Raw genomic sequence first — 17,954 nt, 5'->3', positions numbered from 1 at the left:
AATGAAAAAGCCCCCGCGTTTTTTCGCGGGGGCTTTTCTTATTCAAGCGCCAGGAAGGTTACGCGCTCTTCTTCAGCGCCTGCACCTTGTCCGTGGCTTCCCACGAGAATTCCGGCTCGGAACGGCCGAAGTGGCCATAGGCCGCGGTCTTGGCGTAGATCGGGCGCAGCAGATCCAGCATGTTGACGATGCCCTTCGGACGCAGATCGAAGTGCTCGCGCACCAGCTTGGCGATCTGGTCGTCGGGGATGACGCCCGTGCCTTCCGTGTAGACGGTGATGTTGATGGGCTCGGCCACGCCGATGGCGTAGCTGACCTGCACCTGGCACTGGCGCGCCAGGCCGGCGGCCACGATGTTCTTGGCCACGTAGCGGGCGGCGTAGGCGGCCGAGCGGTCGACCTTGGAAGGATCCTTGCCCGAGAACGCGCCGCCGCCGTGCGGGCATGCGCCGCCGTAGGTGTCGACGATGATCTTGCGGCCGGTCAGGCCGCAATCGCCTTGCGGACCGCCGATGACGAAGCGGCCGGTCGGGTTGACCAGGAACTTCGTTTGCGGCGTGATCAGGCCTTCGGGGAAGCTGGGCTTGATGATGTCTTCGATCACCGCTTCGCGGATGGTCTCTTGCGAGACCTCGGGCGCGTGCTGGGTCGACAGCACAACGGTGTCGACTTCAGCCGGGCGGCCGTCGATGTAGCGGAACGTCACCTGCGACTTGGCGTCGGGACGCAGCCACGGCAGACGGCCGTCCTTGCGCAGTTCGCTCTGGCGCTGCACCAGGCGGTGCGCGTACCAGATCGGGGCCGGCATCAGGTCGGGGGTTTCGTCGCAGGCATAGCCGAACATCAGGCCCTGGTCGCCCGCGCCCTGGTTCAGGTAGTCCTCGGAGCTGCGGTCCACGCCCTGGGCGATATCCGGCGACTGCTTGTCGTAGGCGACCAGCACCGCGCAGCCCTTGTAGTCGATGCCGTATTCGGTGTTGTCGTAGCCGATGCGGCGGATCGTGTCGCGCGCGACCTGGATGTAGTCGACGTTGGCGGTGGTGGTGATTTCGCCAGCCAGCACTACCAGACCAGTGTTGCAGAGGGTCTCGGCTGCGACGCGCGCATTCGGGTCCTGCGTGAAGATCGCGTCCAGGATCGAGTCGGAGATCTGGTCGGCAACCTTGTCGGGGTGCCCTTCGGAGACGGATTCGGAAGTAAAGAGAAAGTCGTTGTTGGCCACAGATGCGTCCTTGGTGGCCGGCGTTGCCGGCGCATAGGTTCACGAGGCGCGTTGCACCCCTGACCGCAAGACATACGCAAATCTGGGCGCGACGCTTTAGCGGATTTGGCAAGAGGCGCGCAAAGCGCTGTACCCTTGCCGTCGCCCCGCAAGTTGTCGGTTAACTCGGCGACTGCGCTATTTTAAGCGAAAATGCGGTTCTGCCGCCAAAGCTGGGGGACGTATGCATATAGCCCCAGACCCAGGCGCACTTTCTGTCCGTCCCATTTTTCTGCCGCATGCTGCTCTTCCTGTTCAGATCATTCGCCGCCCTGCCCCTTTCCGTCGCGCATGCCGTGGGGCGGCTGGCCGGGCGTGCGATCTACGCCTGGCCGGGCAAGTATCGCCGGCGGCTGCAGGCCAACGCGGCCCAGGCCGGCTACCCCGATCCGGCCTTCGCGCGACGCGCGGCGGGCGAAATCGGCGCCATGATCCTGGAGAGCCCGCGGGTCTGGTTCCGCAATGAACAAAGCCTGGCCCAGGTGATCTCGGACGACAACGACGTGGTCAGCGCGGCCCGCGCCGAGAACCGCGGCATCCTGTTCCTGACGCCGCATCTGGGCTGCTTCGAGATCACCGCGCGCTACCTGGCCCGCCAGATGCCCATGACCGTCATGTTCCGGCCGCCGCGCAAGGACGTCCTGGCCCCGCTGCTGGAAACCGCGCGCAACACCTCGGCCGTCAACGCCGTGCCGGCCACCATGCAGGGAGTGCGCGAATTCGTGCGCGCCCTGCGCCGCGGCGAATCCGTCGGCATGCTGCCCGACCAGGCGCCCAGCGTGGGCGACGGCGTCTGGGCGCCGTTCTTCGGGCGCATGGCCTACACCATGACGCTCCCCGGCAAGCTGGCCACGCAGACGGGCGTGCCCATCATCCTGACCGCAGGCGAACGACTGCCGGGAGGCCGGGGCTGGCGCATCCACTATGTGCGCGTGCCCGAGCCGCTGCCCGCCGACGCCGCCGAGCAGGCCGCGCTGCTCAACGCCGCCATGGAAACGCTGATCCGCCGCTGCCCGGAGCAATACCTCTGGAGCTACAACCGCTACAAGACGCCGCGCGGCGCGCCGCCGGCTCCCGCCGCCGACGCTGCTACTCCGGCAAGCTGAACCGCCGCGCCCTGTCCGCTCCCTATTACCGACCATGACTGATTTCAAAACGCGCGCGCTGACATCCCTGTTGAAATGGTTCGGCCGCATCAAGCCGTCGACCCGGCAGCGCATCGGCGCAACCCTCGGCTGGCTGGCCCCGCGGCTGGCCAAGTCGCGCGCCCGCATCGTGCGCCGCAATTTGGAACTGTGCTTTCCCGACCAGCCGGAACACGTGCGCGAACAGTGGGTCGCGGACCATTTCCGCGCGCTGGCGCAATCCATCGTCGACCGCGGCGTGCTCTGGTACGGCACGCCCGAAGCCATCAAAGACATGGTTACGCAAACTGGCGCGGACCGCATCAACGCGCTGACCGCGCAGGGCCGCCCGGTCATCCTGCTGGCGCCCCATTTCATCGGGCTGGACGCGGCCGCGACGCGGCTCACCATGGAGGTGCCCAGCGCCGCCACCATGTACACGCCCCAAAGCGACCCCCAGGTCGACGCCATCGTGGCCGCCGGCCGCAAGCGCTTCAACGAGGTCTTTCTGGTCAGCCGCAAGGACGGCGTGCGCGACCTGATCCGCCACCTGCGTGAGCCCCGCCCCGTCTACTACCTGCCGGACATGGACTTCGGCCGCCAGGGCGCCATCTTCGCGCCGTTCTTCGGCGTGCCTGCGGCGACGTTGCTCGCCACCGCCCAGCTGACCAAGAAATGGGATGCCGCCGTGCTGCCCATCCTGGACTTCTGGAACCCGGATACCGGCCGCTACCACGTCGAAGTGCTGCCGCCGCTGGCCGACTTCCCCGGGACCGAATCGCTGGAAGACGCCACCGCGCGCCTGAACCGCGAGCTGGAATCCTGGGTGCGCCGCTGCCCCAGCCAGTACTACTGGGTCCATCGCCGCTTCAAGACCCGTCCGCCGGGCGAACCCAAACTCTACTGAGTCCGCAGCTCGCGCCCCAATATGGGCGATAATCCAGTGATGAACTGGAACTTCACCAAAATGCATGGCGCGGGCAACGATTTCGTCGTGCTCGACGGGGTCCGCCAGACCATCGAAATGACGCCCGAGCGCGCCCGCGCCTTGGGCGACCGGCATTTCGGCATCGGCGCCGACCAGATCCTCCTGGTCGAACGCGCGACCCGGCCCGATGCCGATTTCCGTTACCGCATTTTCAATTCCGACGGCAGCGAGGTCGAGCACTGCGGCAATGGCGCGCGCTGCTTCGTGCGCTTCGTGCACGAGCAGGGCCTGTCCGACCGCAACCCGCTGCGCGCCGAAATCGCCACCGGCATCCTGGTGCTGGATCAGGGCGACGACGAGCAGGTCACCGTCGACATGGGCAGCACGCGCTTCGAGCCCGCCGCGCTGCCGTTCGACACCGCTGGCCTCGCCTCGCGGGTCGAAGGCCAGGACACGCTGTGGGAACTGGAACTGGACGCGCCCGCCGGCCTGCCGCGCACCGTCGCGCTGTCCGCCGTGGCGATTTCCAATCCGCACGCCGTGCAGGTGGTGGACGACGTCGACACCGCGCCCGTGTCCGTTCTCGGTCCCCTGATCGAAACCCATCCGCGCTTCCCGCGCCGCGTCAACGCCGGCTTCATGCAAATCGTGGATCGCAACAACATCCGCCTGCGCGTGTTCGAACGCGGCGCCGGCGAAACCCTGGCCTGCGGCACGGGCGCCTGCGCCGCCGTCGCGGCCGGCATCCGCCGCGGCCTGCTGGACTCGCCGGTGCGCGTGCAAGCGCGCGGCGGCGTGCTGACCGTCGCCTGGAACGGCGAGCAATTGCGCATGACCGGCCCTGCCGAGTCCGTCTTCACGGGGCAGGTCGATATCGACAAGCTCGTCTTCTCCATGGGGCTGAACCGATAAGCCATGACTGATACCGCTATTACCGCTCAGGACGTCGCTGATTTCCTGCAAGAGAACCCCGGCTTCTTCGACGATCACGCTGACGTCTTCGCCACGTTGCAGGTGCCGCATCCGCATGGCTCGCGCGCCATTTCGCTGGGCGAACGCCAGATCCTGACGCTGCGCGAGCGCAACCGCGAACTCGAATGGCGCCTGAACGAACTCGTGCGCAACGCCACCGCCAACGAAAGCATCGGCACCCATGTGGCCAAGTGGTGCTGCCGCCTGCTGTCCGAATGCGATCCGCAGCATGTACCAGGCGAAATCGCCCTGGGGCTGGCCGAACAGTTCGAGCTGAACCATGTGGCGCTGCGCCTGTGGGACCTGTCGGAACTGCCCGCAACCGGCTACGGCGAACCCGTCACGCAGGACGTACGCACCTTTACCGACAGCCTGAAGACGCCGTACTGCGGCACCGACACCGAATTCGAAGCGGCCGGCTGGCTGGATGCCAAGCCCAAGTCGCTGGCGCTGGTGCCGCTACGCCTGGAAGCGGACGGCCCCGCCGTCGGCCTGCTGGTGCTGGGTTCGGACGACGCCGAGCGCTTCACGCCTGAAATGGGCACGACCTTCCTGGAATCCATCGGCCAGCTGGCTTCCGCGGCGCTGCATCGCCTGAATCCGGCCTCGCCCAAGGCCTAGCGGTGACACGGGCGGACGCCATGCCGACAGCCACGCAAGCGCAAGACGCGGCCCCGCCCGATACTCCCCTGCCGGACGCCATGAGCGCCTGGCTGCGCCATCTGGAAACCAACCGGCGCTACTCGCCCCACACACTGGACGGCTATCGCCGCGAACTGCATTTCCTGCGCGAACTTGCCGAGCAGGCCAAGCTGCCGCTGGACAAGATCGGCAACGGCCACATCCGCCAGTTCGTGGCGCGCCTGCATGCCCAGGGCCGCGGGCCCCGCAGCCTGGCGCGCACGCTGGCGGCCTGGCGTGGCTTCTATCAATGGTGGGCCCCGGCCATCGAGCTGGCCGGCAATCCGGTGGCCGGCGTGCGCGCCCCCAAGGCGCCGCGCGGCCTGCCCAAGGCCCTGTCCGTGGAGCAGACCCAGGCCTTGCTGGACCGCGCGCCCGCGCAAGTGGCGAACGAACCCGCGGCGCTGCGCGACCAGGCCATGTTCGAACTGCTCTATTCCAGCGGCCTGCGGCTGTCGGAGCTGGTCGGGCTGGACCTGCGCTATGAACGCTCCGGCAATTACGAATCGCGCGGCTGGCTGAGCCTGGAAGAGGCCGAGGTCATCGTGCTGGGCAAGGGCGGCAAGCGCCGCTCGGTGCCGGTGGGCCAGGCGGCTCTGGCCGCCCTGCGCAAATGGATCGCGGCGCGCCCGCAGCTCACGCCCTTCACGGCGCAGCCCGAGGACGCAGCCGCGTTGTTCCTGGGCGCGCGCGGTCGGCGCATCTCGCCGCGCGTGGTGCAGCTGCAGCTCGCGCGCATCGCGCAGCAGGCCGGCGTGCCCACGCACGTGCACCCGCACGTGCTGCGCCACAGCTTCGCCAGCCATGTGCTGCAATCCGCGCAGGACCTGCGCGCGGTGCAGGAAATGCTGGGCCACGCCAACATCTCCACCACGCAGATCTATACGCGGCTGGATTTCCAGCACCTGGCCCGCGCCTACGACCAGGCGCATCCTCGGGCCGGACGCAAATCCTGAACGCGTCGGGTCCGACGCATTCTGGTGAAACAGCTACGCAAATTCGCGCGACCGTTCCCTAGCCGCCTCCCGCGATCACGCCGCCCAGCAGCATCACCCCCAGCAACAGCACCGCCAGTGCCGCCAGCGCTTCCACGCCATAGCGCAGGCGCGCCGCGCCAACACTGGACAGCCGGCTGCCGACGCGCGTGGCCGCGCCCCCGGCCGCAACCGCCAGGCACGCCAGCGCCGCCACCGTCAGTCCGGTACCCAGGCCCATCGCCAGGGCCGAGGCCACGCCGGCCAGAAAAAAGCCCTGCGCCAGCGCGAACACCAGCACGATCAACGCGCCGCTGCACGGGCGCAAGCCCACGGCCAGAATCGCCGTTGCCGCGCGACGCCAGTTCAACGGGCCAGACACCTGCGCTGGCGCGGGCACATGTGCGTGGCCGCAGCCGCAATCGTGATCGTGATCGTGGTGATGATGGTGAGTGTGCTCATGTCCATGCCCATGGCCGTGCTCTGGCATCGACCCCGTAGACGCCCGTCCAGCACGGGTCCGCAACAGCGGACGAACCGCCTTGACCCACACCAGCCACATGCCCAACAAGGTCACCAGCGCATAGGAGCCGAGTTCCAGCCAGCGCGTCGCGTTGTTCATCGTGGCCGCGGTGGCGTTGAAGATCAGCGCCAGCACCGCCACCAGCGCAATCGCCACCAACGCCTGGATCAGCGCGGACGCCAGCGCCAGCAGCGCGCCGTTGCGCGCGGTCTGGCGGTTGGCCAGCACGTAGGAAGAGATCACGGCCTTGCCATGTCCCGGCCCCAGGGCATGGAATACGCCATAGGCAAAGGACAGGCCGATCAAGGCCCAGGCCGCGCCGCCTTCGGCCTGCCAGGCGCGCACCGCGCCCGTCAGCTGGCGGTAGAAATGGCTTTGCCAGACCGATACCTGACCAAAGAAGCCGGCCAGCCAACCCGGCCCGCCCGCGCCCGCCCCGCTCTCCGGCACGCCGAAGGGATGCGCGCCCTGGGCCGCGGCCGCACCCGCGCCGCCCAGCAGCAGCACGGCCAGCAGTGCGAGCATTACCCGCAACGCACCTCGATGCGGTGCGTCAGCCCCTTGGTGATCGCAAAAAGCTCGTCCGGCAAGGCGTCCGGGTCGGCCGGGATCGCGGCCAATTGCTGCATGGTTTTCCAATCCAGTTCCTTGGGCTTGCGGTAGGCGGACGTGCAGGTCTTGGCGCCCTGTCCGCCCAGCGATACCGCGCCGCTCTCATCGAAGGCGTAGGCCACGAAATAGGTGGGATCGTAGATGTCCACCTGCGCGCCGCCTGCGTCCGGCGCCACTGGCGTGGCCAGCGGCAAAGTGAAGGACAGCGTCAGCCGCGTGGTCTTTGGGTTCCAGTCGACGCGCGCATCTTGCGGGGCCGCGAAAGCCAAGGTCTTGCCGTCCACGGTGACGCGGGTGAAGTAGTGCGAGATCGGTTCGCCCAACGCCTGCATCCAGTCCCGCGCCATGCCCTGCAGGATCTCGGGCGACAGCGAACCGTCCTTGCCCTTCTTCAATCCCTGCGTGGCGTAGGCGCCGAACATCTCGTCAAACAGCCAGACCTGCCGCACCGCCGTGATGCGCTGCTGTCCATCGATATCGATCGCCGCGCGGGCATCGATCCACATATGCGGGTGCGCGCTGGCGGCGCCTGCCGCCAGCAGCATCGCCGCCGCGGTCAGGGCTGCATGGCCGCGGCGAGCTGACGTGCGTTCCATTCAAACATTTCCAGGTAGGTGGCGCCGGGCTGTCCGGGCTTGGACAGGGCGTCGGAATAAAGCGTACCACCCACCTTGGCCCCGGTTTCGCGGGAGATCTGTTGGACCAGCTTGGGGCTGCTGATGTTCTCCACGAATACCGCAGGCACACGCTCGCGCTTGACCTGTTCGATGATGCGGGCCACGTCGCCTGCGGCGGGTTCCGCATCCGTCGACACGCCCATCACGGGAATGAACGCCACGCCGTAGGCATCGCCGAAATAACCGAAGGCGTCATGGGAAGTCACGATCTTGCGGCGCTCGGCCGGAATCGCGGCAAAGGTCTTGCGGACCTGCGCGTCCAGCGCCTGCAGGCGCGCGATATAGGCTTGCGCGCGCTGGCGATAGGCGTCGGCATGCGCGGGATCGGCGGCAGCCAACCCTTCGGCCACATTGCGGGCGTAGATGACGCCATTGGCCAGGTTCTGCCATGCGTGCGGATCGGCGCCGCCGTGATGGTGATGACCATGATCATGGCCATGGTCGTGGTCGTGGTCGTGGTCGTGGTCGTGGTCGTGGTCGTGCCCATCATCATGCCCGCCGCCCGCGAACGTGCGCGTCTTCACGCCCTGGGACGCGACCACGGTAGCGCCGGCAAAACCCGACGCCTTCGCCAGGCGCGGCATCCAGGTCTCGAAATCCAGGCCGTTGACGAACAGCACGCGCGCGGCAGCCAGCTTCTTCGCATCGCCCGGCGTCGGCTCATATTCGTGCGCGTCGCCATCGGGCCCCACCAGCGTGGCCACGCTGACGTCGGCGCCGCCCACTTCCCGCACGATGTCGCCCAGGATGGAAAAGCTGGCCACGGCCTTCAACGGTTCGGCGGCCTGCGCGGTTCCGAACAGCGCCGACAGGCACAGGCCGGCCGTGGCGAGCAGCGCGCGGCGGCGCGCCAGGGAATGGAAACGCATGGCGTATCTCCTATTGGATGAGTCAGGCGCGGCGCATGCGGCGTCGCGCCGGCAGCAGCCCGCCTTGCGGGCCGCCCACGATGGAAAACAGATAAAAGGCGCCGGCCGCCAGGATGATCGCGGGCGAGGCCGGCACATTGAAGTGGTACGAAATGAGCAGACCGGTCGTCGAGGCTGTCACGCCCAGTCCCGCAGCCAGCGGGATCTGGCGGGCGGCAGAACGGACCCAGAAGCGCGCGGCGGCGGCCGGCAGCATCATGATGCCGACCACCATCAACGTGCCCAGCACCTGAAAGCCCGCCACCAGGTTCACCACCACCAGCACCAGGAAAGCCATGTGGACCCAGCCTCCGCCGCCGCCGCTGGCGCGCAGGAAACCCGGGTCCAGGCATTCGGCCACCAGCAGCCGGTAGATCGCGGCCAACGCCAGGAGGGTCACGCTGGCCGTGGCCGTCACCAGCAGCAATGCCGCGTCGTCCAGCCCCAGCACCGTGCCGAACAACACGTGCAGCAGATCCATATTGGAGCCGCGCAGGGACACCAGCAGCACGCCCAGCCCCAGCGATATCAAATAGAACGCGGCAAAGCTGGCGTCCTCGCGCAGCGGCGTCATGCGCGCCACCAATCCCGCCAGCAACGCCACGGCCAGCCCCGTGACGATGCCGCCCAGCATCATTGCGCCCAGCGACAGTCCGGCCAGCAGAAAGCCCGCCGCCACGCCTGGCAGGATGGCATGCGACATGGCATCGCCCATCAGGCTCATGCGCCGCAGCACCAGGAACACGCCCAGCGGCGCCGCGCCCAGCGACAGGGCGCAGGCGCCGGCCAGCGCGCGTCGCATGAAACCGTAATCCAGGAAGGGCGACGCCACCCATTGCGCCAGGCTCATGCGCGGACCTCCGCCAACCACTGCCGCGCCCGCTTCAGATGCGCGTCGTTCAGCGTGTGCTCGGTGTCTCCCCAGGCCACCACCGAACCGGACAGCAGCAGGCACTCGGGGAAATGGTCACGCACCAGATCCAGGTCATGCAGCACCGCAATCACGGTGCGGCCCTGGCCATGCAGGCCGCAAAGCAGGGCCATCAGGTCGTCCGCCGTGTGGCTGTCCACGGCGGCGAAGGGTTCATCCAGCAGCAGCACGGGCGCGTCCTGCACCAGCATCCTCGCGAACAGCGCACGCTGCATCTGCCCGCCCGACAGCGCGTCCACGCCGCGTCCGGCCGCGTCGGCCATGCCCACGGTCTCCAGCGCGTCCATGCAGCGCTCGAGCTCCTGGTTCGCATATCTGCGCCATCCCCCCACTCGGCGCCAGGCGCCCATTGCCACCAGGTCCAGCACCGACACCGGGAACGAACGGTCCAGCTCCGCGGCCTGGGGCAGCCAGGCCAGTTCCGAACGGCCCGCGCCGCTGATGCGCACGCTGCCGGCCATGGGACGCAGCACACCCATGATGCCCTTGATCAGCGTGGACTTTCCCGCTCCGTTGGGACCCACTACGGCGGTCATGCCGCCCGCGGCGAAACGCCCCGACACCGATTTGAGCGCGGCGTGCCCATGCCAACCGAAGGACGCGTCGTCCAGCTCGATGGTGACCGGCGCGTTCATCGCACCCACCAATCCAGCGCCCAACCGGTCAAGGCCCACAAGGCTGCCGCGGCGACCACGGCCGCGGCCATGCGGCGCCAGGCGGAGACCAGGAAGGCGGAACGCGGCGGGAGTGTTTGCCGCGGCGCGGCGCCGGGCCGCCGGGGCAAAAGCGTGAAATGGGACATGGAAAGAATGCGGAGGCAAATAGCGGCTACAGCCAGTTTTATTATGTTATATCATAACTAAACGGCTTGATTCCACGGCGTTCGCCCGCATCTGGATGTTTTCTGCTACCTTCCAGGCATCTCGCGCGCATCGCGCGCGTTTTCCATAGAGATAAAGCCAGCCATGTCCGCACCGCCCCGCACCCCTCGCAGCGATACCGTCGGCGCCCAGCTCAGCGTCGCCGAAGCGCTGTGCGAGCAGCGCGGGCGCCGCCTCACCCCCATCCGCCGCAAGGTGCTGGAACTGCTGCTGCGCCATGGCCGCAGCCTGAAGGCCTATGAATTGCTGGATGCAATGCGCGCCGTGCATCCGGGCGCCGCGCCCCCGACCGTGTACCGCGCCCTGGACTTCCTGATGGACGAGGGCCTGATCCACCGCCTGGACGCCGTCAACGCCTGGAGCGCCTGCCACGACGCGGGCGGCGCGCCCCACGACCTGCTGGTCGTCTGTACGGGCTGCGGCGCAGTCGCGGAAGTGTCCGACCCCGCCATGAGCCGCCAACTGGCCGAACGCGTCGCCCAGACCGGCTATGCCCTGGCCACCCACGAAACCGAAATCCGCGCGCTGTGCCCCCAATGCCAGCAGAAGCAGCCCGCCGCGGACGCCGGCCACGGCCACCACCATCATTAAGAACTAGTGCTGGCGGGCAGCCCGCCCGCGGTTCTCCGCCATCGGCAGCAAGCCCGTACAGGCCGTTTCATCCGGATGCGCGCATCGCGCTCTTGAAATCGGGCAAACCGCCCCCAAATAGTGGTATCGCCCGATACTTGACGGCGTACGGACGCCATCTGGATGGCTACGGCCCCAGGGTTGACCCTGGGTTTGCCCCCTGCCCCCGACTGTGCTGTAATCCTGCGTCCGGCCGCTGCAGGCGGCCCACGCAGCCTGCGGCAAACACCCTCCGGCAAAGACTGGGAAACCCCGTCGAAACGTCGCAAGACGGCGTTGCAAACAGGGTTGCGATCCCCGCCGAGAGTTCCTGTTTAACGCCTTGACTTCACGCTAGCAGCTTCGCCATGAACACCCCGCGCAGTTTGGACAAAATGGTTCCCGTCACCATCCTCACCGGCTTTCTCGGTGCGGGCAAGACCACCCTGCTCAAACGCATCCTGACCGAATACCATGGCCGCCGCGTGGCGGTCATCGAAAACGAGTTCGGGCCGGAAAGCATCGACAACGACCTGCTGGTGCAGGACCGCGACGAAGAAATCATCGAGCTGTCCAACGGTTGCGTCTGCTGCACGGTGCGCGGCGACCTGATGCGCACGCTGGGCGAACTGCGCGCCAAGCGCGAAGCCGGCGAACTGTCTTTCGAACGCGTCATCATCGAAACGACCGGCATGGCCAACCCCGGCCCCGTCTGCCAGACGTTCTTCATGGATGACGACATTGCCGAGTACTACCGCCTGGACGCGGTGGTCACGGTGGTCGACGCCAAGCACGGCATGGCCACCCTTGACGCCCAGCCCGAAGCCCAGAAGCAAGTCGGTTTCGCCGACCGCATCCTGATCTCCAAGCGCGACCTGGTCAACGAAGTCGACTACGAAGCGCTGCGCCACCGCCTGGTTCACATGAACCCGCGCGCGCCGATCACGCCGGTCAACTTCGGCGAAGTCGACCTGAAGTCCATCATCGACATCAGCGGCTTCAACCTGAATTCCATTCTGGACATCGACCCGGATTTCCTGGCCGATGAACACCCCGACGCCGCCCATGACCACGGCCACGATCACGACCATGGGCATGACCATGGCCACGATCATGACCATGATCACGAAGGCGACTGCGGGGCGCATTGCAATCATGCCCACCATCATCACCACCACCAGCACGACGACGAAATCGGCGCGTTCGTGTTCCGTTCCAACAAGCCGTTCGATCCCGCGCGCCTTGAGGAATTCCTGGGCGGCGTGGTGCAGGTCTATGGTCCCGACCTGATGCGCTACAAGGGCATCCTGTACATGAAGGGCATCAACCGCCGCATGTTGTTCCAGGGTGTGCACATGATGATGGGCGCCGAACCCGGCAAGCCGTGGACCGCAGCCGAAAAACCGTCCACCAAGATGGTTTTCATCGGTCGTAAGCTGCCCCAGGAGATTTTCACCCGGGGCTTGGAGCAGTGCCTGGCGGGGTAATCCCCCTTCCTGACGTGACGTGATGCGACGAAGGCAGTACTGTGAGGTACGAATAGCGTAGGCAACAAGTAATACGGACCGGGAATGAACGCCCGCGCCAGGATCGATTCATAGTGGAGTGTTTTCATGGCTACCAAGGCAGCAACCAAGAAATCAAGCAAGTCGACGAGCGATACGGCGATTGATCTGCCCAGCGAGAAGGAATTGCTGGCCATGCCCGAGTCCGACTATATGAACGAACGCCAGCTGGCTTTCTTCAAGGAACGGCTCAAACAACTCGAGCAGGACATCCTGGCCAACGCCGGCGAAACCACCGAGCACCTGCGCGAAACGCAGTTCGTGCCCGATCCCGCCGACCGCGCCACGATCGAGGAAGAACACGCCCTGGAGCTGCGCACCCGCGACCGCGAGCGCAAGCTGCTGAAGAAGGTGCAACAGTCCATCGCCCGCATCGACAGCGGCGAATACGGCTGGTGTGAGGAAACCGGCGAACCCATCGGCATCCCGCGCCTCTTGGCCCGCCCCACGGCCACCCTGTCGCTCGAAGCGCAGGAACGCCGCGAGATGCGCCAGAAGCTCTACGGCGACTGATCCGTCCCGTATTCAAGCCCTACGCTGAAAGGCTATGCTGGTTTCCAGCATGGCCTTTTTTTCTTGGGCCGGCACGCAAAGGGGACGCAACCGTCCCGCCTTGATTTCCCCAGAACCGCCCCCAGCTAATCCCTTCATAGGAAGGAACGCATGGAACAATTTCACGCCACCACCATCGTGTGCGTGCGCCGCGGCAACCGCGTCGCACTGGGCGGCGATGGCCAGGTCACCCTGGGCAACATCGTCATCAAGGGCACGGCCCGCAAGATCCGCCGCCTGTACCACGACAAGATTCTGGCCGGCTTTGCCGGCGCCACCGCCGACGCGTTCACCCTGCAGGAACGCTTCGAGGCCAAGCTGGAAAAACACCAGGGCAACCTGATGCGCGCCGCGGTCGAACTGACCCGCGACTGGCGCACCGACCGCGTCCTGCGCCGCCTGGAAGCCATGCTGATCGTGGCCGACGCCGAGCACACGCTGGTGTTGACTGGCAACGGCGACGTGCTCGAGCCGGAACACGGCCTGGCGGCCATCGGCTCTGGCGGCGCCTATGCGCAGTCGGCCGCGCTGGCGCTGCTGCGCAACACCGAGCTTTCGCCGGAAGCCGTCGTCAAGCAATCGCTGGAAATCGCCGGCGACCTCTGCATCTACACCAACCAGAACCACGTCATCGAAACGCTGGGCGACTGACGCCCGCCACGCGGCGCGCCTGTCGCGCCGCGGCCGCCACCCCAGCCCGCCCTAGCTTCAAGGATCCGCCCTCATGTCCGCATCCAACATGACGCCCGGAGAGATCGTCTCCGAACTCGACAAGTACATCGTCGGCCAGAACCGCGCCAAGCGCGCCGTGGCCGTGGCGCTGCGCAACCGCTGGCGCCGCCAGCAGGTCGCCGAACCCCTGCGCCACGAGATCCACCCCAAGAACATCCTCATGATCGGCCCCACCGGCGTGGGCAAGACCGAAATCGCGCGCCGCCTGGCCAAGCTGGCCAACGCGCCCTTCATCAAGATCGAAGCCACCAAGTTCACCGAAGTGGGCTATGTGGGCCGCGACGTCGACACCATCATCCGCGACCTGACCGAATACTCGATCAAGCAGACCCGCGAACTGGAAATGCGCCGCGTGCGCACCCAGGCAGAAGACGCCGCCGAAGACCGCATCCTGGACGCCCTGGTGCCGCCCCCGCGCGGCGCCTCCGGCGAGCCGGAACGCGGCGAAGACAACAGCGCCCGCCAGACCTTCCGCAAGCGCCTGCGCGAAGGCAAGATCGATGACCTGGAAATCGAAATCGAAGTCGCCCAGGCCGTGCCGCAAATGGACGTCATGACGCCCCCCGGCATGGAAGAAATGGCCGAGCAGCTGCGCGGCATGTTCGCCGGCATGGCCCGCGACAAGAAGAAGCCCAAGAAGATGAAGGTGCGCGAAGCCTTCAAGCTGATCGTCGACGAAGAAGCCGCCAAGCGCGTCAACGAAGAAGACCTGCGCACCGTGGCGATCAACAACGTCGAGCAGAACGGCATCGTCTTCCTGGACGAAATCGACAAGATCGCGGCCCGCCAGGAATCCGGTGGCGCGGACGTCTCGCGCCAGGGCGTGCAGCGCGACCTGCTGCCGCTGGTCGAAGGCACCACCGTCAACACGCGCTACGGCATGGTCCGCACCGACCACATCCTGTTCATCGCGTCCGGCGCCTTCCACCTGTCGCGCCCCTCGGACCTGATCCCTGAACTGCAGGGCCGTTTCCCGATCCGCGTCGAACTGGAATCGCTGACCGCCGAGGACTTCGTGCGCATCTTGTCCGACACGGACGCCTCGCTGACCAAGCAGTACACGGCGCTGATGGCCACCGAGGACCTGCAGCTGGAGTTCACGGAAGAAGGCGTGCGCCGCCTGGCGGAGCTCGCCTACGAGGTCAACGAAACCACCGAGAACATCGGCGCCCGCCGCCTGTATACGGTAATGGAGAAGCTGCTGGACGAACTGTCCTTCGACGCGACCTCCAGCAGCGACAAGCATGTGAAGATCGACGCCGCCTACGTCAACGCGCAGTTGGCCGAAGCCGCCAGCAGCCAGGATCTGGCGCGCTACGTGCTGTAAACCGCGGGCGCGCCTTGCGCGCCGCCAGCAAAACGCCGTCCGCAGCCTGGCGCTGCGCACGGCGTTTTCTTTTGACCAGCAGGCCCGCTGCGCCGCCCGGCGTGCGCGCGGCGCCATCCCGGCGACGCTAGTTGCTGATCGCCGTCACGATGTACTTGCCGTCCTTGCGGACCGCCGTGAAGCGCACCTTGTCGCCCGCCTTGATCTTGGCCAGCAGCGCCGGATCCGCTTCATAGACCAGCGTCATCGCGGGCAGGTCCAGCGCCTTGATGGCGTCGTGCTTGATCGTGACCTTGCCGCCCGCGGGGTCCACCCGCCGCACTTCCCCGCTGGCATCGGCCTGCTGCGCGAACGCCAGCGGCGCGGCCAGCGTGACGACGGCCACGGCTGCCGCGGCGGCCATGGGTATTGCATACTTGCGGTCAAAAATCATGCAGATATCCTCCGATTGCAGGGAAAGTACGGAACCGGCGTCCCCGCTTTCCACAGTGCTAGGATACCGCCCTTGTGCAACAGTTCCCTCGCCCGGACGCAACAATTCTGACAGTTGATTGCGGAACCCGCGACGCGCCCCCCCATGTTTCATGGCTGGACGCAAAACCCATACCTTTCGTCACTCATTTCAGGAGCTCCCATGGCCAATCGCTTATCCGTCATCGCCACCCGCACGGGAGACGACGGCACCACGGGCCTGGGGGACGGATCACGCACGCCCAAAGACGCCCCGCGCATCGCGGCCATCGGCGACGTCGACGAACTGAACAGCGTGATCGGCGTACTGCTGACCGAAGACCTGCCCGCCGAGATATCCGCGGATCTGCTGGCCATCCAGCACGACCTGTTCGACATGGGCGCGGAACTCTGCATCCCTGGCCATACCGCGCTCACGGACGACCACATCGCCCGCCTGGACGCGCGCCTGGCCCACTACAACGCGGCGCTGCCGCCTCTGCGCGAATTCATCCTGCCCGGCGGTTCGCGCGGTTCGGCGCAGGCGCACATGGCGCGCACGGTCTGCCGCCGGGCCGAGCGCGCCGTGGTGGCGCTGGCCCGGGTCGAACCGGTGAACCCGCCCGTGCGGCAGTATCTGAACCGGCTGTCGGATCTGATGTTCGTGCTGGCGCGTTGTATAAACCAGCATGCGGGACAGAAAGACACGTTCTGGGCGGGCGCCCAGGCGCGCAAGTAGTCTCGCGGCCGGGACGCGCGCTGCGCGGCCGGGCTAGAGAACGGTACGGAACTTGGCAGAGGCCGCGTGAAGATCTTATTGCTGGGCAAGGACGGCCAGGTCGGCCGGGAACTGAACCACGCCCTGCTCCCTCTCGGAGAGGTCGTGGCGCTGGGCCGCGACGGCGCGGATCTACGCGACCCGGATGCGCTGCTAGCGGTCTTGTCGTTCTGCCGGCCCGATGTGATCATCAATGCAGCCGCCTACACGGCAGTGGATGCAGCCGAAAGCGACCGGGAAACCGCCGCACAGGTCAATGCGCTGGCAGTTGCCACGCTGGCCCGCCACGCCCAGGCGGCCCGCGCCCTGCTGGTCCATTTTTCGACCGACTATGTGTTCGACGGCGCCCAACAGCGGGCCTACTCGGAAACCGATAGGCCCAATCCGCTGAACGTATACGGCAGCACCAAACTTGCGGGCGAGCAGGCCATCCAGGCCACGGGTTGCGATGCGCTGGTATTCAGGATCGGCTGGGTCCATTCGTGGCATGGCAAGAATTTCCTGAACTCCATGCTGCGCCTGGCGCTGGAACGCCAAAGCCTGAACGTGGTGTCCGACCAGCATGGCACGCCCACATCGGCCGAATTCGTCGCCGACATTACCGCCCAGGCGATTCGGCAACATTGCGCGGGGCAGTTGCCCGCCGGGACCTATCATCTGGCCGCCGCTGGTTCGACCGACTGGCATGCCTATGCAAGATACATCGTTGCCGGCGCAGCCGCACGCGGCGCCAGCCTGATGCTGGTCCCGGACCAGATCCATGCGATCGCGGCGCGGGACTATCCCGCAGCCGCGCGGCGGCCGAGCAACTCCACGCTGGATACCGCCAAACTGTCACGCGCGCTGCAATTGCCTATGCCATCATGGACCGAACAGGTAGATCGCACCCTGGACCAACTCAGCCAATCCGGCAACCCCGCATTCCGATGAAAGCCACCCCGCTCGCCATTCCCGACGTCTTGCTCCTGGAACCGAGAGTACTGGGCGACGAACGTGGCTTTTTCTTCGAAAGCTTCAACCAGGCAGTGTTCGAGGCGGCAACGGGGTTGCGGCGCAATTTCGTGCAGGACAATCATTCACGCTCAGCGCGGGGCGTCTTGCGCGGGCTGCATTATCAGATCGAACAACCCCAAGGCAAGCTCATGCGCGTGTGCGCGGGCGAGATCTTCGACGTAGCGGTGGATCTGCGGCGCGGCTCGCCGACATACGGGAAATGGGTGGGCACGCTACTCAGCGCGGAGAACAGGCGCCAGGTGTGGATACCGGAGGGCTTCGCCCACGGCTTCCTGACGCTGTCCGAGTTTGCCGAGGTGCTGTACAAGACCACGGACTATTACGCGCCGCAGCACGAACGCTCCATACGTTGGAACGATCCGCAGCTGGCAATTGCCTGGCCCTGCGTGCAACCGCCCCTGCTGTCCGAGAAGGACCGCAACGGCGCGCCGTTCGCCGACGCGCCGGCCTGCTGA

Annotated in this window: 21 protein-coding genes; 13 read left to right on the top strand and 8 right to left on the bottom strand. The window is 66.7% G+C overall.

Translation table 11 applies throughout. From position 1 onward, the window contains the following. Nucleotides 1-58 precede the first annotated feature (58 nt). Nucleotides 59-1,222 (bottom strand): methionine adenosyltransferase, encoded by a 1,164-nt coding sequence (gene metK, locus HV793_RS08735; RefSeq protein WP_059374170.1) that lies wholly within the window; start codon nt 1,220-1,222, stop codon nt 59-61. 278 nt (nt 1,223-1,500) lie between these two features. Here metK and HV793_RS08730 point away from each other — a divergent pair, with 278 nt between their 5' ends. Genes HV793_RS08730 through xerC form a run of 5 tightly spaced genes read left to right on the top strand, consistent with a single transcriptional unit; the run spans nt 1,501 to nt 5,922 of the window. Further along, nucleotides 1,501-2,367: a lysophospholipid acyltransferase family protein gene (locus tag HV793_RS08730; protein ID WP_054457024.1), complete on the top strand. Its 867-nt coding sequence runs from the start codon at nt 1,501-1,503 to the stop codon at nt 2,365-2,367. A 34-nt stretch (nt 2,368-2,401) separates the two neighbouring features. After that, on the top strand, nt 2,402-3,292 hold the full coding sequence (locus HV793_RS08725) for a lysophospholipid acyltransferase family protein (RefSeq protein WP_175212996.1): 891 nt from the start codon (nt 2,402-2,404) through the stop codon (nt 3,290-3,292). Nucleotides 3,293-3,313: 21 nt separating this feature from the next. Then, complete coding sequence (gene dapF, locus HV793_RS08720; RefSeq protein WP_125471156.1) at nt 3,314-4,225, top strand: diaminopimelate epimerase; 912 nt, start codon at nt 3,314-3,316, stop codon at nt 4,223-4,225. 3 nt (nt 4,226-4,228) lie between these two features. After that, complete coding sequence (locus HV793_RS08715) at nt 4,229-4,906, top strand: DUF484 family protein (protein WP_054457030.1); 678 nt, start codon at nt 4,229-4,231, stop codon at nt 4,904-4,906. Between the two features lie 20 nt (nt 4,907-4,926). Beyond that, the gene (xerC, locus tag HV793_RS08710) at nt 4,927-5,922 is read left to right on the top strand and encodes a tyrosine recombinase XerC (protein WP_054457032.1); all 996 of its coding nucleotides are present in this window, start codon (nt 4,927-4,929) and stop codon (nt 5,920-5,922) included. Nucleotides 5,923-5,980: 58 nt separating this feature from the next. On the opposite strand, the gene HV793_RS08705 is transcribed toward xerC, so the two are convergent. From HV793_RS08705 to HV793_RS08680, 6 genes are read right to left on the bottom strand one after another with little or no spacing between them, the layout of a single operon-like run. Continuing rightward, nucleotides 5,981-6,988, bottom strand: a complete 1,008-nt coding sequence (locus HV793_RS08705; protein ID WP_175212995.1) for a nickel/cobalt transporter — start codon at nt 6,986-6,988, stop codon at nt 5,981-5,983. Then, complete coding sequence (locus HV793_RS08700) at nt 6,988-7,671, bottom strand: DUF1007 family protein (protein WP_054457036.1); 684 nt, start codon at nt 7,669-7,671, stop codon at nt 6,988-6,990. The genes HV793_RS08705 and HV793_RS08700 overlap by 1 nt, the downstream gene beginning before the upstream one ends. Continuing rightward, nucleotides 7,632-8,621, bottom strand: a complete 990-nt coding sequence (locus HV793_RS08695; protein ID WP_244958603.1) for a metal ABC transporter substrate-binding protein — start codon at nt 8,619-8,621, stop codon at nt 7,632-7,634. Before HV793_RS08695 ends, HV793_RS08700 begins: the two co-directional genes overlap by 40 nt. Nucleotides 8,622-8,643: 22 nt before the next feature. Continuing rightward, nucleotides 8,644-9,510: a metal ABC transporter permease gene (locus tag HV793_RS08690; protein ID WP_054457039.1), complete on the bottom strand. Its 867-nt coding sequence runs from the start codon at nt 9,508-9,510 to the stop codon at nt 8,644-8,646. After that, a complete protein-coding gene (locus tag HV793_RS08685; protein WP_119450151.1) occupies nt 9,507-10,226 on the bottom strand; it encodes a metal ABC transporter ATP-binding protein in 720 nt (239 codons plus the stop codon). The genes HV793_RS08690 and HV793_RS08685 overlap by 4 nt, the downstream gene beginning before the upstream one ends. Beyond that, the gene (locus tag HV793_RS08680; RefSeq protein WP_175164196.1) at nt 10,223-10,393 is read right to left on the bottom strand and encodes a hypothetical protein; all 171 of its coding nucleotides are present in this window, start codon (nt 10,391-10,393) and stop codon (nt 10,223-10,225) included. The genes HV793_RS08685 and HV793_RS08680 overlap by 4 nt, the downstream gene beginning before the upstream one ends. A gap of 163 nt (nt 10,394-10,556) precedes the next feature. Here HV793_RS08680 and HV793_RS08675 point away from each other — a divergent pair, with 163 nt between their 5' ends. The 5 genes from HV793_RS08675 to hslU all read left to right on the top strand — a co-directional run bounded on the left by HV793_RS08675 (nt 10,557) and on the right by hslU (nt 15,257). After that, a complete protein-coding gene (locus tag HV793_RS08675; RefSeq protein WP_013396835.1) occupies nt 10,557-11,063 on the top strand; it encodes a Fur family transcriptional regulator in 507 nt (168 codons plus the stop codon). Between the two features lie 386 nt (nt 11,064-11,449). Further along, a complete protein-coding gene (locus HV793_RS08670) occupies nt 11,450-12,568 on the top strand; it encodes a CobW family GTP-binding protein (protein ID WP_054457043.1) in 1,119 nt (372 codons plus the stop codon). A 126-nt stretch (nt 12,569-12,694) separates the two neighbouring features. Next, nucleotides 12,695-13,159 (top strand): RNA polymerase-binding protein DksA, encoded by a 465-nt coding sequence (gene dksA / locus HV793_RS08665; RefSeq protein ID WP_006389752.1) that lies wholly within the window; start codon nt 12,695-12,697, stop codon nt 13,157-13,159. Nucleotides 13,160-13,309: 150 nt separating this feature from the next. Beyond that, a complete protein-coding gene (hslV, locus tag HV793_RS08660; protein ID WP_013396837.1) occupies nt 13,310-13,849 on the top strand; it encodes an ATP-dependent protease subunit HslV in 540 nt (179 codons plus the stop codon). 73 nt (nt 13,850-13,922) lie between these two features. Next, nucleotides 13,923-15,257, top strand: coding sequence for an ATP-dependent protease ATPase subunit HslU (hslU, locus tag HV793_RS08655; protein WP_054457045.1), 1,335 nt, complete (start codon nt 13,923-13,925; stop codon nt 15,255-15,257). 127 nt (nt 15,258-15,384) lie between these two features. Here hslU and HV793_RS08650 read toward each other — a convergent pair whose 3' ends face one another. Beyond that, nucleotides 15,385-15,690 (bottom strand): copper-binding protein, encoded by a 306-nt coding sequence (locus HV793_RS08650; RefSeq protein ID WP_054457046.1) that lies wholly within the window; start codon nt 15,688-15,690, stop codon nt 15,385-15,387. Between the two features lie 201 nt (nt 15,691-15,891). On the opposite strand from HV793_RS08650, the gene HV793_RS08645 reads away from it, so the two are divergent. From HV793_RS08645 to rfbC, 3 genes are all read left to right on the top strand, one after another. Next, nucleotides 15,892-16,446 (top strand): cob(I)yrinic acid a,c-diamide adenosyltransferase, encoded by a 555-nt coding sequence (locus tag HV793_RS08645; protein ID WP_054457048.1) that lies wholly within the window; start codon nt 15,892-15,894, stop codon nt 16,444-16,446. A 66-nt stretch (nt 16,447-16,512) separates the two neighbouring features. Beyond that, entirely contained in the window at nt 16,513-17,415 is a 903-nt protein-coding gene (rfbD, locus tag HV793_RS08640; RefSeq protein WP_125471166.1) for a dTDP-4-dehydrorhamnose reductase, read from the top strand. Next, nucleotides 17,412-17,954 carry a dTDP-4-dehydrorhamnose 3,5-epimerase gene (gene rfbC, locus HV793_RS08635; RefSeq protein WP_175212994.1) on the top strand — a complete coding sequence of 181 codons (543 nt, stop codon included), beginning with the start codon at nt 17,412-17,414 and terminating at the stop codon, nt 17,952-17,954. Before rfbD ends, rfbC begins: the two co-directional genes overlap by 4 nt.

It is taken from the genome of Achromobacter aegrifaciens, assembly GCF_902859965.1.
GTDB classification, from domain to species: Bacteria; Pseudomonadota; Gammaproteobacteria; order Burkholderiales; family Burkholderiaceae_B; genus Achromobacter; species Achromobacter aegrifaciens.
The sequence above is the reverse complement of the archived record's forward strand: the minus strand, read 5'-3'. Positions and strand labels throughout refer to the sequence as shown.